Raw genomic sequence first — 15674 nt, 5'->3', positions numbered from 1 at the left:
AGAAAAACTATTTGTTGATGGTAAATTATACCGAAGGACCTTCTGATGATTGCTGGTTTTTTTGATAAAGTTCAGTCATTTTATTTTTGTAAATTTGATTTAAAGGTTGTATTGATTCTAAAGTTTGCTCCAAACTTGATTCTATAGCTGGCATAGTAAATAATGACTCTTTTTGATAAAAAATGGAAATATCTACACCAATACTTTGTTCAAATTCTTTTTTTATTGCAAGTTGATATCTTATTTCCAACAAATTAGATAGATTTTCTTTAAATGTTTCGGTATTTACCTCCCCTTTTTTAGATAACGCAATAATAGTTTTATACAATTCTTTTTTTGTTTGTTGCAATTGTTTTATTGTCATTTGATGATACTTGGATCGGATCGCATTGCCTGCTCTTTAGGGATACCATCGTTCTTTTTATTTTCCATGGTGCTTACCTTGTCCTATTGATTGCTTATTTTCCATAAATTTTTTCTCCCTTCGCTCTTTCAGACTTTATGTCATAGGTAAATTATAATGTTGTGGTGTCTTTTTTTGTCCCTTACTTTTTTATCTATTTATTCATAAAACTACCGACCCCCAGAAGTTAGTTTTTGAGCTAATCTTTAGGGATCGGTACAAAAATGGTTTTAGATTCTTTAACTGTTTGTTTTACATTTTATAATTTAAATTAGACACTAGTCTCTCTTAATAAATCATTACTAGGCTTTCCTTTAGACGGATCAAGTTGTTGATTTTGCGCATCCTGCTGTACTTTACTTTGTGCTCCATTTATTATATTTAATAATCGTCCTTGGGCATTTTCTGGATTCATTCCCTTATTTTTATTCACTTCAGCGTAAAGGGGTTCTATTTTTTTCACAGGATCTGGTAAATACTCACGGCAATCTTTAATTCCTAAGTTCTTTAATGTAGGACACTCATTAATAGGGGTATTAATGTGATAAAATGGTTGTTCGATTAGCGTGTATTGATTAAGTAGCTTATCTATTTCTGGTAGTAGCTTTATGAACTCTTCATTCGCCCTTTTATATGATCCCTCTTTATCCAATCGTTTTATATAATTGACCTTATTAATAATCCAAGCTCTATCTTGAGCATAATCAACCTTTTTGGAGTCTAAATATTTCTTCGCTATTCTAGCCTTATATAGATCCATATTAAAAAATTCATTCAACTTCCCAACTGATAGCGGGTCAGCACTCCTTGTCACATCCTGAAATCTTTTGCTAACCTCCTGTGTAAAATCATCCACCAGATTAGGACTTTTATCTTTTAATTGCGTTGCTGCTGTCTCCTGCCATGCATGAATGATTTTTTGGGGATCAACGTTGTTTCGCTCAGCAAATTTGTGACAAAATTTCTCATAGTCCATCCCAAGCATGCGTTCGATCGTTTTTCTAGTCTCAAGTTGATGATGGATGTCACGTAAGTTGCTTAGATTAGTGATGAATTCTTTTTCATGCACATCCTTATTTAGTGAAGTTTTAGCATTTTTAAAAAGCTTATAAAATTTAGTAACTTGTTTATTGAAAACCAATTCAAGTTCCTTTAACTCTTTTTTGCTTTGTTTAACGTACTGCAAGTTTTTAGTATCAGGTGACGGATAATTAAACTTTAATCGATTCGAAGCATCCAATATCTTCTCAACATTTCCCCATTTATGAAGACCGGCCTTTTTCAACGTTTTACTTTTACTCAAATCGTAATAATCATAGGTCGATAAGTTATTAGGTATATTTTTGTTCAATGCTTCTACTATAAGCGGATAAATATCTTCAGCCGATTTTCTTCCAGACAATGTTTTATCGGTATTAAATTGATGTTTCATTTCCTGATATAATTTAGCTATTTTTTTCTTATTATCATCTTTAGTATTGTCAGTTGTTACTTGTGGTATATCAGTTTTCTTTTGGTTTATAAAATTACTGATTGCATCATCATATTTGTTTATCATGTCTGGATTGTCTCTACCTAACAATCTAGAATTATTTAAAATTTTTGTGAAATCAAAACCAACCTTTTGAATCAGTTCTTTTTTTATGGCGATTTTATAGCGAATATCTAGTAATCTCTCTACTTTTTCAGAAAATTCTTTTGTACCTACTTTATGTTCTTTAGATAACTGAATGATCTCTTTATATAGTTTTTGCTTTTCCTTTCTTAAAGAGTTCATGGATTGCCAAAGTTCAGGTTTTGGACCTTGATCCCGGTTATTATCTACGACTTCATAATCATTATTAATATCCGCAACTTCATCATAGATGCTAAAAGATATTGAAGACGTGGTAGAAGCATTACTTGGACGAGGATTTAGCTCCTCAAGATTCCCGTTCTCCCTATAACTGTCTACTTCACCATATTCAACTGATTCGCCATACACATGAGCAGCAACAGCACTTGGACGAGGATTTAGCTCCTCAGGATTCCCGTTCTCCCCATAAATGTCTACTTCATCATATTCAACTGGTTCGCCATACACATTATCATCAACAGCATTTGAACGAGGATTTAGCTCCTCAGGATTTTCGTTCTCCCCATAAATGCCTACTTCACCATATTCAACTGGTTCGTCATACACATTATCATCAACAGCAGGATTTCCGTTTTGTTCTTGACTCGTAAATTGGGAACTAGGTATTGTGTTGTCCTCTGAACTGTTTTTTAGACTCTCTTGTCGTTTCTTTTGGAATTCTTTAAATTTCATTTTAACCCCTTCTACTAAACTAACCGAAGAGTTTTGGCTATTAGCACCAACGCTTAAATCTTGCCTTCGAATTTGTTTTAAACCAAGTTGTTCCCTTACTTGATGTATCATGTGATATGTATTTAAAAAATTCTTTCTCTGAAATAATAGAGATTCTATTACTGCAGTGTTAGTCATTCCATCAGGGGCAATACCCTCGTCTTTTTTTAATAGGTTCAAATTGTTCTTAGCAGCTTCCCAACCTTCTTCAATTGAACTAATTAGCTGTTCTCTTTCATGCGGTCTAGCTTTCTTCAGTGATTCCACTCCATCACTAATACTTTTGTTATATGCTAGTATATCTTGTAAAATACCATCTGAATCTTGCTTTTTTTCGCTTACAGCACGTGTAAATAAACGTGAGCTTTTACTTGCTACTAGCCTTTCATCTGCCTTTAGTTTAGTTTTTATAGTATTCGGTATCATTTCAGTTAAGTTCATCACTGCTACTTCTAGTTTTTCTTTGGTTAATTGCTTATTGTCTTTCGATAACGTTTTCTTTGTTTCTTCACTTATTTTTTTATGAAATGTTTCGCTATCATAAAATCCTAGATTGTTAGCTATCGCTATAAGGTCTCCATGTATAGTCTCCAATGTTTCCTGATTATTTTCCATTAAAAAATCTCCCTCCGTTAAGTTAGTCCATATTGTATACTAAAATCCAATCATTCCTTTACCTATTTTTTCTTTTTTTTAAAATTTATGTTTCGCTTAGTAAAAATGTTCGACATTCGTACACATCGTCTAACTTAATATCTAGTCATTATTTTTCATATCTACTCTTCCAATATTTAGCTGAGTACTGATCTCGATTCGCATATTCATAAAACAAAATCATGAATTGAAGCATTCTATCCTACAAAAATGGCTCACCTTGAGTAGCTATGGTACGTTCTCAAATAATTAAACAACAGGTGTACTCACTAGCCGTATAAAATCCATCTGACTTCTTTATTTAAGGGTTGATTATCAGCTATTACCTAGATAAAGATTGTCCATTTGTCACAGTATTTTGGGAAATTCTATTTTTTTCTAACTCCGCACCTTGTTTTGCTCTATCACAAGCTTCGTTTATAGAACTCTTTGTTTCAAAAAACTTAGTTAATGCTTTGACATTTGTTTTTGGTACCAGTTGATTGGTTTTATTGTTATGCTTTTCTTGATCAACTTCTAGTTTCGAAGAATTGTTTGCCGTAAGATCTGTTCTTGTTGGCTCAGGTTGCTCTAGCTTCTCCTTACTCGGTAATGTCAAAGGGATGTTTTCTGTAAATTCTTTTTTTGCTGGCTCGGGTTGTTTTGGTTTCTCTCCGCTCAATAATTTCGAAGGATTATCGTCTGACGAGTTTTCTACTGTTTGTCCTACTGATATTTTCTGTGCCGTTAGTTTATTTAACATTAACTGGTTTAATACATTATCAAAGATTGATCGTTGCAGTTTTTGATCACCTTGTAGTTTTGAAGAATTGTTTTCCGTAAGATCTGTTCTTGTTGGCATGGGTTGTTTTGGTTTCTCCTCATTCGTTAATGCCGAAGGAGTGTTTTCCGTAAGATCTATTCTTGTTGACTCGGGTTGTCCTGACTTCTCCTCACTCGGTAATATCAAAGAGGTGTTTTCTGTAAATTCTTTTTTTGCAGACTCTGCTGTTCTTTCTTGTGCTACTGGATTATTTAACTTTATTTGGTTTAATACATCAACGAATTTTCTTCTATGCTCTCCTTGATCAGAAGGTTTAGTTTTTGACGATTCCTTTGTTATTGGCACTGGTATTACTGTTGTCTGATGTATGGGCAGGTTCTTTAGGAATATGTTACCCATAGCGTTTTTAAAAATTTCTTTCTCAGTTGCTGTCATAGCCATAAACGATTTTGAACCGGTTGTTTCTCCCAATATGCTAGTTGAATTTTCCATCTTCGCACTTGATAGTACTGATGGATTATTGTTTGCCGAATTTTTTGCTGGGGCTGGTGTTACTATTTTTGGCTGTATGGATGGGTTTTGTTGGAATATATTACCCATAGCATTTTTAAAATTTTCTTTCTCAGCTGCTGTCATAGCCATAAACGATTTTGAACCGGTTGTTTCTCCTAATATGATAGTTGGATTTTCCATCTGCGCACTCGATGGTATTGATGGATTATTGTTTGCCGAATTTTTTGCTGGATCTGGTGTTACTATTTTTGGCTGTATGGTTAGCTTTTGTTGGAATATATTACCCATAGCGTTTTTAAAAATTTTTTTCTCAGCTGCTGTCATAGCCATAAACGATTTTGAACCGGTTGTTTCTCCCAATATGCTAGTTGAATTTTCCATCTTCGCACTCGATAGTACTGATGGATTATTGTTTGCCGAATTTTTTGCTGGGGCTGGTGTTACTATTTTTGGCTGTATGGATGGGTTTTGTTGGAATATATTACCCATAGCATTTTTAAAATTTTCTTTCTCATCTAGTCTCGTCTCAATAAAGGGTTTTTCCTCATGTACTTCTCCCAGTATGCTGATTAAAGTATTCTGATCTAATTTTTCATTGCTCATATCATTTATTCTCCTTTCGCTCATTAGGTTCTATTATAAAGAAAAGAATCCTCTCTTTAGCAACAACTTTTTCTTTTTTATATACTTTATGTTATTTCGATTGTTATTTTAAATAATAGTTATTTTATATTTCTATAAAATTGATCATTTAGCTACTTATATACTAGTAATATCTTGTTACTGTTATTATTTTTGGAGAGTTAAAACTCATAAAAAAATAAAAAAACGTTCCGTTTAGAGAAATATTTTTTCTCTAAACGAAACGTGTGAATAAAAGGTCTTTATGGATTCATAAAAAGAGCTATTTTCTCTTAACCATTTAACCCTCTCGTCCTTTTTTGAAGTTTATTACCTCCAATAGGATCTATTTGGAACTTTTCTTTATTGATCATACACCACTTCATACAGATATAACCCTTCTGGATGAGCTGTGGGTCCTGCAGCATTTCGATCTTTTTTCGCAATGATTTCGGGTATACTATCCTCTGAGAGTCGCCCGTTCCCAATCTTCAGCAACGTACCGACAAGGATCCGAATCATCTTGTACAAGAAACCATTCCCACGAAAAGTAAATAACAACTCATCCCCGGCCTCATTGACTTCCATCTTTGCTTCATAGATCGTTCTTACTTTGTCCTCGATTGAACTTCCAGAAGCACAAAAAGAAGTGAAATCATGGGTACCTATTAAGTCAGGCAATGCTCGTTGAATTTTCGATAAATCAAGTGGATAGGGGAAATAACTTGCGTAATGCCGACGAAACGGACTGCGTGGTTTTCCAATATCGACCCGAAACTGGTAAGTTTTTTCTTTTACTAAATAGCGCGCGTGAAAATCATCTGAAACGATCTCAACGGCTTTAACTGCGATATCTTCTGGCGATTGCGTATCTAATGCAAAACGCATACGTTCTAAAGGTCGTTCTTCAGGGTAATCAAAATGGATCACTTGCCCCATCGCATGGACCCCTGCATCAGTACGGCCAGAACCAAAGACAGTGATCTCTTTTCCATTGGCCATTTTCTTTAGCGTTTTTTCCATTTCCTCTTGGACAGTACGACCATTTGGTTGCTTCTGAAAACCATTAAAATGGGTACCATCATAGGCAATAATTGCTTTATAACGTGTCATACTTTCACCTACTCATCAACTTCTTAAAAAGACTAATGCAATGGTCATCAAGACAAAAACAACAAGGACCATCGTATCTCGTTGATGCCAATGCAGTATACGGTACTTTGTTCTTCCTTCGCCGCCTTGGTATCCTCTCGCTTCCATGGCAGTCGCTAAATCTTCTGCTCGGTTAAAACTGCTGACAAACAAAGGAATCAGCAAAGGAATAACTGCTTTCATTTTTTGGACTAGACTTCCTTCACCAAAATCAACCCCACGGGCTCGTTGTGCATTCATGATTTTCTCTGTTTCATCCATCAACGTTGGTACGAATCGTAGAGCAATCGAAAGCATCAACGAAATTTCATGCACCGGAAAGCGAACTGCTTTTAATGGGCGAAGTAAATACTCAATCGCATCAGATAATTCCAAAGGTGGAGTCGTTAATGTTAATAAGGTAGACATAAAAATGATTAGTACAAATCGGCAAAAAATAAACAGCCCATTCATTACACCGAACTCCGTAATATTGAAGATTCCCCAACTCCAGTAGGTAGCACCACCGCTAGTAAATAATACTTGGAGTGCCACTGTAAATAAAATCAACCAGATCAAAGGACGGATGCCTCGGATGAAAAATTTGAAATCTACCTTTGAGAGAAAGACAGCAAGTAAAGTGAAAACAGCTAATAACGTATAAGTCTGCCAATTATTTGCTAAAAAAATAATTCCAATAAAGTAGAAACTTGCTAATAACTTTGCTCGAGGGTCTAATCGATGGATCAAGGAATCTCCAGGCATGTATCGACCAAAAATTAATTTATTCATCATCAGGTTGTCCCCCTACTAATGCTACGAGCTGATCTGCTAATTCATCTGCAGTGATTGGAAGTTCGGAAAAAAGCGCTGTTCGACTATTCAGCTTTTCCGCAAATTCTGTCGCAGTCGGAACACCTAATTGCTTTTCTTTGAGCCAAGATAGATTTTGAAAAACTGCATGAGGTTGACCGCTATTTACAATCCTACCTTTTTCTAAGACATAAACATAGTCCGCGTAATTTGCCACATCATCCATTAAATGAGTGACCAATACGATCGTGATTTTTTGTTCTTTGTGCAGTCGCCAGAACATATCCATCATTTCTTTTCGACCTTGAGGATCAAGTCCGGCCGTTGGTTCGTCTAATACTAGTACTTCCGGCTTCATAGCAAGTACACCTGCAATCGCTACTCGACGCATTTGTCCTCCTGATAATTCAAAAGGTGAACGCTCTAAGTAAGTTTCATCTAAACCAACTTGTGCTAATGTTTCTTTAGCTAAATCTCGTGCATTTTCCTCACTGACACCAAAGTTCTTTGGTCCAAAAGCAATGTCTTTTGCTACCGTTTCTTCAAATAATTGGGCTTCAGGAAACTGAAAAACAATGCCTACTTTTTTACGAATGGGTTTTAAGTTTTTATTATTCGTATCGGGCTTGATTTGTCGATCGCCAATATGTACGATCCCGCTGGTAGGTTTAATCAACGCATTCAAATGTTGCAGTAAGGTTGATTTCCCACTTCCAGTATGCCCGACTAAGGCTGTGTAGCTATTTTCTTTAATCATTAAATCAATCTCAAATAATGCACGTTGTTCGAATGGTGTGTTTGGTTGATAGGTGAAATCTACTTTTTCAAAACGGATGTCCATAACCATTCCACCATCCTTTCTTCTGTCATATATTCACTAGGAACATCAATTCCTCGTTGCTTCAAGGCGCTTTTCAATTTTTCAGGAAAAGGAAGATCTAACCCTAAATTGATCAATTCTGGGCCAGCAGAAAAGATTTGTTCTGGTGTGCCTTCATTGACTAATTCTCCTTGTTTCATCACTAATATCCGATTGGCATTTGCTGCCTCATCGATATCATGAGTGATAGATATGACGGTCAAATTACTTTCATCTTTGATTTTTTTAATCGTGGAAATCACTTCTTCACGACCTTCTGGATCAAGCATACTAGTAGCTTCATCTAAGATAATAATATCTGGACGTAGAGCTACGACTCCAGCAATGGCTACTCGTTGTTTTTGTCCACCAGAAAGTCTTGCTGGTTCACGTTTGGCAAAATCGATCATACGTACCTTTTCTAGCGCATCTTGTACACGGATCACCATTTCTTCTCTAGGTATACCTTGGTTCTCAAGACCAAAAGCAACATCATCTTCAACAGTAGATCCAACAAATTGGTTGTCTGGATTTTGGAAAACCATTCCAACCATTCGACGGATCGACCAGATATTTTCTTCATTAAGTGTTTGATTGCCAACTTTCACAATACCAGACTCTGGTAGAAGCAACCCATTGATTGTTTTTGCAAGTGTTGATTTCCCTGATCCATTATGTCCGATGATTGCGATCCACTCACCTTGCTTGATGGTAAATGAAATGTCTTTTAATGCTGGACGAGGGTCATCAGGTTGATATTTGTAATTAATCTTTCCTAATTCAATTATTGGCTCCATAATTACTCCTTCTCCATCCTAAGTTCCTACTAACACTATCAAAAAACACCTGATTTTTCAATTGTTTCCGTTTTAATTAAAGTGTTTTTTTACACCTTCAATTAGATGTCTTGACAGGTAATTGAAGGTACAAAAAAACACTTTATGATGAGTGCATACTCCCCAAACCGATAGATTTGGGGAGTAGCGCTGAGCTAGACTCGGAAGAGTTAACTTCCAACATCATAACACTCTAAAAGAATCATCTATAAAGTGATGTTATTAGTGTGATTTTAGACAAGTTCTAAGACAACCATTGGTGCACCATCACCGCGTCTTGGTTCTGTCTTCAAGATACGAGTGTAGCCACCTTGACGTTCAGCATAACGAGGTGCAATATCATTAAATAGTTTTTGTAAAGCTGATTCAATGACGATGTCCTCATTTTCTTCACGTACGCTAGCAACTTCATTACGTACAAAAGCCGCAGCTTGACGACGTGCATGTAAGTCTCCACGTTTGCCTAAAGTGATCATTTTTTCTGTAGTTGAGCGAACTTCTTTCGCACGAGCTTCAGTAGTCACAATACGTTCGTTAATTAATAAGTCAGTTGTTAAATCACGCAACATCGCTTTACGTTGGCTAGATGTGCGTCCTAGTTTACGATAACTCACGTTGGTTTCCCTCCTTCGTAAAAGGTTTTAATCTTCCTTACGTAAACCTAAACCTAAGTCGTGTAATTTAGCTTTCACTTCTTCTAATGATTTACGTCCTAAGTTACGGACTTTGATCATTTCTGGCTCAGATTTATTTGTAAGTTCTTGTACAGTATTGATTCCTGCACGTTTCAAACAATTATAAGAGCGAACAGACAAGTCTAATTCTTCAATTGTCATTTCTAACATTTTTTCTTTTTGTGTTTCTTCTTTTTCGACCATGATTTCAGCATTTTTAGCTTCATCAGTTAGGTTTACAAAGATGTCTAAATGTTCTGTCATGATTTTTGCAGATAAACTCATTGCTTCCAACGGTTCGATTGAACCATCTGTCCAAATCTCCATCGTCAATTTATCAAAATCTTCACGGTGTCCAACACGAGTGTTTTCTACTTGGTAGTTCACACGACGAACTGGCGTGTAGATTGAATCGACTGGAAGTACACCAATTGGCATATCTTCTTTTTTGTTTTCATCTGCTTGAACATAACCACGTCCTGGCTTCACTGTTAAGCGAGCGTGGAACGTAGCTCCTTCAGAGACGCTACAGATGTACATATCTTTGTTAAGAATTTCTACCTCACTATCAACGATAATATCGCCAGCAGTTACTGTAGCAGGTCCGGTAATATCGATTTCAAGGGTTTTTTCTTCTTGACCATACATTTTAAGTGCTAAGCCTTTAATGTTCAAGATGATTTGAGTGACGTCTTCTCTTACCCCTTTAATGGTAGAGAATTCATGCAGTACACCATCGATTTGAATATTAGTGATGGCAGCACCTGGCAAAGAAGATAATAAAATACGACGTAGGGAATTCCCTAAAGTAGTCCCATATCCTCTTTCAAGAGGTTCAACGATGAACTTGCCATAATCTTTTTCTTCATCAATTTTTGCGATTCTTGGTTTTTCGAACTCAATCATTCTTATCTTTACCCCTTTCAAAACGAAAAGTGTCTTGTTCAATGACGTTACTAATAGAACTCAAAATGAGCGGCACTCATTAAACACGACGGCGTTTTGGAGGGCGGGCACCATTATGAGGAACTGGAGTCACGTCACGAATTGCAGTCACTTCTAAACCTGTAGCTTGTAATGAACGAATTGCTGCTTCACGTCCAGAACCAGGTCCTTTAACTGTTACTTCAACAGTTTTTAATCCGTGTTCCATTGCTGCTTTTGTAGCTGTTTCTGCTGCCATTTGAGCGGCAAAAGGAGTTGATTTTTTGCTTCCTTTGAAGCCTAATGAACCAGCTGATGACCACGCTAATGCATTCCCGTGAGTATCAGTGATCATGATGATAGTGTTGTTGAATGTAGAATGGATATGTGCAATACCTGCTTCTATATTCTTTTTCACACGGCGTTTACGATTCACTTTTTTTGCTGCCATGAAGTTCTAACCTCCTTCACTTAAGAATTATTTTTTCTTGCCAGCGATAGCGCGAGCTGGACCTTTACGAGTACGTGCATTGTTTTTCGTGTTTTGTCCACGAACAGGCAATCCACGACGATGACGGATTCCACGGTATGAACCGATTTCCATCAAACGTTTGATGTTTAAGTTCACTTCACGACGAAGGTCACCTTCAACTTTTAATTTATCTACTTCTGCACGGATAGCATCTGTTTGTTCATTCGTTAATTCACGAACACGAACATCTTCAGATACACCAGCATCAGCTAAGATTTTTTTAGCAGTAGTGTTACCAATACCATAGATATAAGTAAGAGAAACTACTACACGTTTATCACGAGGAATATCTACTCCTGCAATACGAGCCATATTTATTGCACCTCCAATTATCCTTGACGTTGTTTATGTTTTGGATTTGCTGGGCAAATCACCATAACGCGTCCTTTACGACGAATTACTTTACAATGTTCGCACATTGGTTTTACTGATGGTCTTACTTTCATGATAATACCTCCTGTAGTTTTACGGAGTACAATTATTTAAAGCGATAAGTAATACGGCCACGGTTTAAATCATACGGAGACAATTCAACCGTCACTTTGTCACCAGGTAAGATACGGATGTAATGCATACGGATTTTACCTGAAACAGTAGCAAGAACTTGGTGTCCGTTTTCTAGTTCAACTTTAAACATTGCATTCGGCAAAGTTTCGACGACTGTACCTTCGACTTCAATCATATCTTCTTTTGCCACGCACAGTACCTCCTTGTACTTGTTTCGCATTTTCACACGATAAAATGGCGGAAACTGCAGTTCCCACCTCAAAATTCTCAAAATGGATCATCTAGAGGATTTCTCTAGAAGTCGGACTGACATATTCTATCATAATTTATTGAACTTGACAAGAGTAACTGCTTAATGCAAGTCGGCTACGGGCAATCGTGCTATTTTTCAATAATTTTTTGGACATCAGTAAATACAGCATCGATTTCACGATCACCATCGATAGTGTTTAGCAAACCTTGTTCTTTGTAATAGGCCAAGATTGGTTCACTATTTTTGATGTTGATAGCCAGACGATTTTTAACCGTCTCAGGTTTATCATCTTCTCTTTGATAGAATTCATGCCCACCACAACGATCACATGTATCTTCAACTTTTGTAGGGTTAAAAATTTTATGATAAGTTGCTCCACAATTGCTGCAAATGAATCGGCCAGCTAAACGCTCAACCAATACATCTTCACCAACATGGATATCGATGACTGCATCAATTTTTTTGTCTAAGTCTTTTAACATTGCATCTAGCGCTTCTGCTTGCTCAAGTGTACGGGGAAAACCATCTAATAAGAAGCCTTTTTCCGTATCAGGTTCAGCTAAGCGCTCTTTCACGATTCCATTTGTTACTTCATCAGGAACTAATTCACCTTTATCAATATAAGACTTTGCTTCCAAGCCAAGAGCTGTTTCATTTTGCATTGCTGCACGGAACATGTCTCCTGTTGAGATGTGAGGAATATGATAAGCATCAATGATTTTTTCTGCTTGTGTTCCTTTACCTGCGCCTGGTAGCCCCATTAAAATGAGGTTCATTGTTTTCCCTCCTAATAAATGTGAGAACGTGTGTTGAGGAAAAACCTCAACACGCTTTCTTACTCGATAAATCCAACGTACTTACGTTTCAGCATTAAGCCTTCTAACTGTTTCGCAGTTTCTAAAGCTACACCGATGACGATCAGTAAGCTAGTACCACCTAACCCAATGGACTGAGGCAGATTCCAAATCATTTGAGCAATGATTGGTAATAAAGCCACTAAACCAAGGAAAATCGCACCGACTGTACTTAAACGCATCAATAAGCTTGAGACATACTCTTCAGTTCCTTTACCAGGACGTACGCTTGGTATATAGCTTCCTTGTTTTTGTAAGTTTTCCGCTAATTTCTCAGGGTTTACTTGAACAAAAGCATAGAAGAATGTGAATGCGACGATCAAGATCGTATAAATAGTTGCACCAGGTGCAGTATTATAGTTAAAGATCTGCATCATTATTTTATACCAGTTTTCAGCCCCAAATCTTCCACTCAATGCTTGTAAAACCGCATTAGGTGTCGCAATAAACGAACTTGCAAAGATAACCGGGATAACCCCAGCCGCATTGACTTTCAACGGTAGATAACTACTTGTTGGCGCCCCTGCTACACGTTTCGTATATTGAATTGGGATTTTGCGTTCAGCTTGTTGGAAAAATGTAACGCACGTTACGATCAATAAGATTGCAACGATTAAAATAGCAATGAAAATTGCAGATTTCCAGATATCTGATTGATTGATATTTACGAAATAGTCTTCATAAATTTCTTTTACACTTTCAGGAAGTCGAGAAATGATCCCTGCAAAGATGATCATTGATACTCCGTTACCGATTCCTTTTTCTGTGATTTGTTCTCCTAACCAAGTGACAAACATTGTACCCGCAGTCAAAATCAGACCGATAGTAACATAGGTTGAAACGTTAGGGTTATTCACAAAACCTAGTTGAGCATATTGGTTAAATCCAGCAGTGATCCCAACAGATTGGACAAATGCCAATACTAATGTCAGGTATCGGGTTGCTTGATTCAACTTCTTACGACCAACCTCCCCTTGTTTTGACCATTCAACAAAACGTGGCACGATATCCATTTGTAACAATTGGATAACGATCGAAGCTGTAATGTAAGGCGAAACCCCCATTGAGAAGATGGAGAAGTTTTGCATCGCACTACCACTCACCAAGTTCAACATGTTGAAAAAAGGTAAAGAAGAAAGGTTTTGCAATGAACTAGCATTTACTCCGGGCACAGTGATATGTGCACCTAAGCGAAATACAAATAGAACAAAAACAGTAAATAGGATTTTGGATCTAATGTCTTTTACTTTAAAAGCATCTTTTAACAGTTTGAACATTAGATCACCTCAATTGACCCACCAGCAGCAACGATTGCTTCTTCAGCTGCCTTAGAGAATTTTGCGGCTTTCACAGTCAATTTCTTAGTTAACTCACCGTTAGCTAATACTTTGATTCCAGATTTTTCGTTTTTCACGATTCCAGCTTCTACTAAAGCAACTGGAGTTACTTCAGCACCATCTTCAAAACGATTTAGGACATCAAGGTTGATGACTGCATAATCTTTGCGGTTCACGTTTGTGAAACCACGTTTTGGTAAACGACGGAATAATGGAGTTTGACCCCCTTCAAATCCTAGACGTACACCACCGCCTGAACGAGCTTTTTGACCTTTTTGACCACGTCCAGCAGTTTTTCCGTTACCAGAAGAAGTACCACGTCCAACACGGTTACGTACTTGTCGTGAACCTTCTGCAGGTTTTAATTCATGAAGTTTCATAGGTTTGGCACCTCCTTAATATTCTAGTTCATATTTCTTACTATATACTAGGTTTGTTTAATTAGATTTCTTCAACGTCCACCAAGTGAGAAACAGTGTTGATCATGCCTTTGATTGCTTCATTAGCAGGTTTAACCACTGAGCTGTTAATCTTTGTAAGACCTAACGCTTTTACTGTATCACGTTGGTTTTGAGGACGTCCGATAATACTGCGTTTTAAAGTAACTTTTAATTCAGCCATTATTTTTGTCCTCCTTATCCGATTAATTCTTCAACTGATTTGCCGCGAAGTTCTGCAACTTCTTCTGCACGTTTCAATTGTTTCAAACCTTCAACAGTTGCACGAACAACGTTGATTGGTGTATTTGAACCTAAAGATTTAGAAGTGATATCTGCTACCCCTGCTAATTCCAATACGGCACGAACTGGTCCACCAGCAGCAACCCCAGAACCTTCAACAGCAGGTTTCATTAGGATTCTACCACCACTAAAAGCACCGATGACTTCGTGTGGGATTGTTGAACCAACCATAGGTACTTCAACTAAGTTTTTCTTCGCATCTTCAATTGCTTTACGGATTGCTTCAGGTACTTCTTGTGCTTTACCAGTACCAAATCCTACATGTCCGTTTTTGTCACCGACAACAACTAAAGCAGCAAAACGTAGACGACGTCCACCTTTAACAACTTTTGTTACACGGTTAATTGCAACAACGCGGTCTTCTAATTCCAAATGTTTTGGATCGATATAAACCATGAATGGTATTCCTCCTTTTCCTAAAATTCTAGTCCATTTTCGCGAGCAGCTTCAGCTAAAGCTTGCACACGGCCATGGTAAAGGTATCCACCACGGTCAAAGACTACTACTTTAATGCCTTTTTCAGTTGCACGTTCAGCAACTAATTTACCGACAGCTTGTGCTGCTTCTGTTTTTGTTCCACCTGAAATTTCTTTATCCAAGGTAGAGGCACTTGCTAGCGTTACACCCGCTACGTCATCAATAATTTGAGCGTAGATGTTTTTGTTAGAACGAAAAACGTTCAAGCGTGGGCGCTCAGCAGTACCAGAGATATTGTTACGTACACGACGATGTCTTTTCTGACGTGTTTTGTTCTTATCTGGTTTTGTAATCACAATTGTCACCTCTTTAATTTTATTGTACTGCACTTAGGCAGAAACACCAAAGTCTCGAAAAATAGAAGCTGCGGCACAAGTTAAATTTCTTTTGAATGAAGGTAAACTTCTGCAAAATCCTTTTTTCCTGCTGCTGGCTT

Annotated in this window: 19 protein-coding genes; all 19 read right to left on the bottom strand. The window is 37.1% G+C overall.

Annotated features, from left to right (window positions below):
- Positions 1 to 25: 25 nt before the first annotated feature.
- Positions 26 to 364 (bottom strand): hypothetical protein, encoded by a 339-nt coding sequence (locus IGJ23_RS00495; RefSeq protein WP_096709759.1) that lies wholly within the window; start codon positions 362 to 364, stop codon positions 26 to 28.
- A 310-nt stretch (positions 365 to 674) separates the two neighbouring features.
- Entirely contained in the window at positions 675 to 3365 is a 2691-nt protein-coding gene (locus tag IGJ23_RS00490; protein ID WP_207431790.1) for a hypothetical protein, read from the bottom strand.
- Between the two features lie 361 nt (positions 3366 to 3726).
- A complete protein-coding gene (locus IGJ23_RS00485) occupies positions 3727 to 5283 on the bottom strand; it encodes a hypothetical protein (protein WP_438774513.1) in 1557 nt (518 codons plus the stop codon).
- A gap of 381 nt (positions 5284 to 5664) precedes the next feature.
- Positions 5665 to 6414, bottom strand: coding sequence for a tRNA pseudouridine(38-40) synthase TruA (gene truA / locus IGJ23_RS00480; protein WP_063626400.1), 750 nt, complete (start codon positions 6412 to 6414; stop codon positions 5665 to 5667).
- A gap of 15 nt (positions 6415 to 6429) precedes the next feature.
- Complete coding sequence (locus IGJ23_RS00475) at positions 6430 to 7227, bottom strand: energy-coupling factor transporter transmembrane component T family protein (protein WP_053766555.1); 798 nt, start codon at positions 7225 to 7227, stop codon at positions 6430 to 6432.
- Positions 7217 to 8086 (bottom strand): energy-coupling factor ABC transporter ATP-binding protein, encoded by an 870-nt coding sequence (locus IGJ23_RS00470; RefSeq protein WP_207431788.1) that lies wholly within the window; start codon positions 8084 to 8086, stop codon positions 7217 to 7219. The genes IGJ23_RS00475 and IGJ23_RS00470 overlap by 11 nt, the downstream gene beginning before the upstream one ends.
- Positions 8062 to 8901, bottom strand: a complete 840-nt coding sequence (locus IGJ23_RS00465) for an energy-coupling factor ABC transporter ATP-binding protein (RefSeq protein WP_034697737.1) — start codon at positions 8899 to 8901, stop codon at positions 8062 to 8064. Before IGJ23_RS00465 ends, IGJ23_RS00470 begins: the two co-directional genes overlap by 25 nt.
- Positions 8902 to 9173: 272 nt before the next feature.
- Entirely contained in the window at positions 9174 to 9554 is a 381-nt protein-coding gene (gene rplQ, locus IGJ23_RS00460; RefSeq protein WP_005880733.1) for a 50S ribosomal protein L17, read from the bottom strand.
- A 27-nt stretch (positions 9555 to 9581) separates the two neighbouring features.
- Complete coding sequence (locus tag IGJ23_RS00455; protein WP_005880735.1) at positions 9582 to 10520, bottom strand: DNA-directed RNA polymerase subunit alpha; 939 nt, start codon at positions 10518 to 10520, stop codon at positions 9582 to 9584.
- Between the two features lie 79 nt (positions 10521 to 10599).
- On the bottom strand, positions 10600 to 10989 hold the full coding sequence (rpsK, locus tag IGJ23_RS00450; protein WP_002288714.1) for a 30S ribosomal protein S11: 390 nt from the start codon (positions 10987 to 10989) through the stop codon (positions 10600 to 10602).
- Between the two features lie 27 nt (positions 10990 to 11016).
- Positions 11017 to 11382 (bottom strand): 30S ribosomal protein S13, encoded by a 366-nt coding sequence (gene rpsM, locus IGJ23_RS00445; protein ID WP_002288713.1) that lies wholly within the window; start codon positions 11380 to 11382, stop codon positions 11017 to 11019.
- A gap of 17 nt (positions 11383 to 11399) precedes the next feature.
- On the bottom strand, positions 11400 to 11516 hold the full coding sequence (gene rpmJ, locus IGJ23_RS00440) for a 50S ribosomal protein L36 (RefSeq protein ID WP_002288710.1): 117 nt from the start codon (positions 11514 to 11516) through the stop codon (positions 11400 to 11402).
- A 32-nt stretch (positions 11517 to 11548) separates the two neighbouring features.
- Positions 11549 to 11767 carry a translation initiation factor IF-1 gene (infA, locus tag IGJ23_RS00435; RefSeq protein ID WP_002288695.1) on the bottom strand — a complete coding sequence of 73 codons (219 nt, stop codon included), beginning with the start codon at positions 11765 to 11767 and terminating at the stop codon, positions 11549 to 11551.
- Between the two features lie 191 nt (positions 11768 to 11958).
- A complete protein-coding gene (locus tag IGJ23_RS00430) occupies positions 11959 to 12606 on the bottom strand; it encodes an adenylate kinase (RefSeq protein WP_010720438.1) in 648 nt (215 codons plus the stop codon).
- Between the two features lie 59 nt (positions 12607 to 12665).
- Positions 12666 to 13961, bottom strand: coding sequence for a preprotein translocase subunit SecY (gene secY / locus IGJ23_RS00425; RefSeq protein ID WP_010720439.1), 1296 nt, complete (start codon positions 13959 to 13961; stop codon positions 12666 to 12668).
- Entirely contained in the window at positions 13961 to 14401 is a 441-nt protein-coding gene (gene rplO, locus IGJ23_RS00420; RefSeq protein WP_010720440.1) for a 50S ribosomal protein L15, read from the bottom strand. Before rplO ends, secY begins: the two co-directional genes overlap by 1 nt.
- 61 nt (positions 14402 to 14462) lie before the next feature.
- Positions 14463 to 14642 (bottom strand): 50S ribosomal protein L30, encoded by a 180-nt coding sequence (rpmD, locus tag IGJ23_RS00415; RefSeq protein ID WP_010720441.1) that lies wholly within the window; start codon positions 14640 to 14642, stop codon positions 14463 to 14465.
- A gap of 14 nt (positions 14643 to 14656) precedes the next feature.
- A complete protein-coding gene (rpsE, locus tag IGJ23_RS00410) occupies positions 14657 to 15157 on the bottom strand; it encodes a 30S ribosomal protein S5 (RefSeq protein WP_002288681.1) in 501 nt (166 codons plus the stop codon).
- A gap of 20 nt (positions 15158 to 15177) precedes the next feature.
- The gene (gene rplR / locus IGJ23_RS00405; protein ID WP_005880747.1) at positions 15178 to 15534 is read right to left on the bottom strand and encodes a 50S ribosomal protein L18; all 357 of its coding nucleotides are present in this window, start codon (positions 15532 to 15534) and stop codon (positions 15178 to 15180) included.
- Between the last annotated feature and the right edge of the window lie 140 nt (positions 15535 to 15674).

Source organism: Enterococcus sp. DIV1682a, from assembly GCF_051711005.1.
GTDB lineage: Bacteria > Bacillota > Bacilli > Lactobacillales > Enterococcaceae > Enterococcus_B > Enterococcus_B hirae.
Note: the sequence above shows the minus strand (reverse complement) of the source record. Positions and strands in the feature narration are given on the sequence as shown.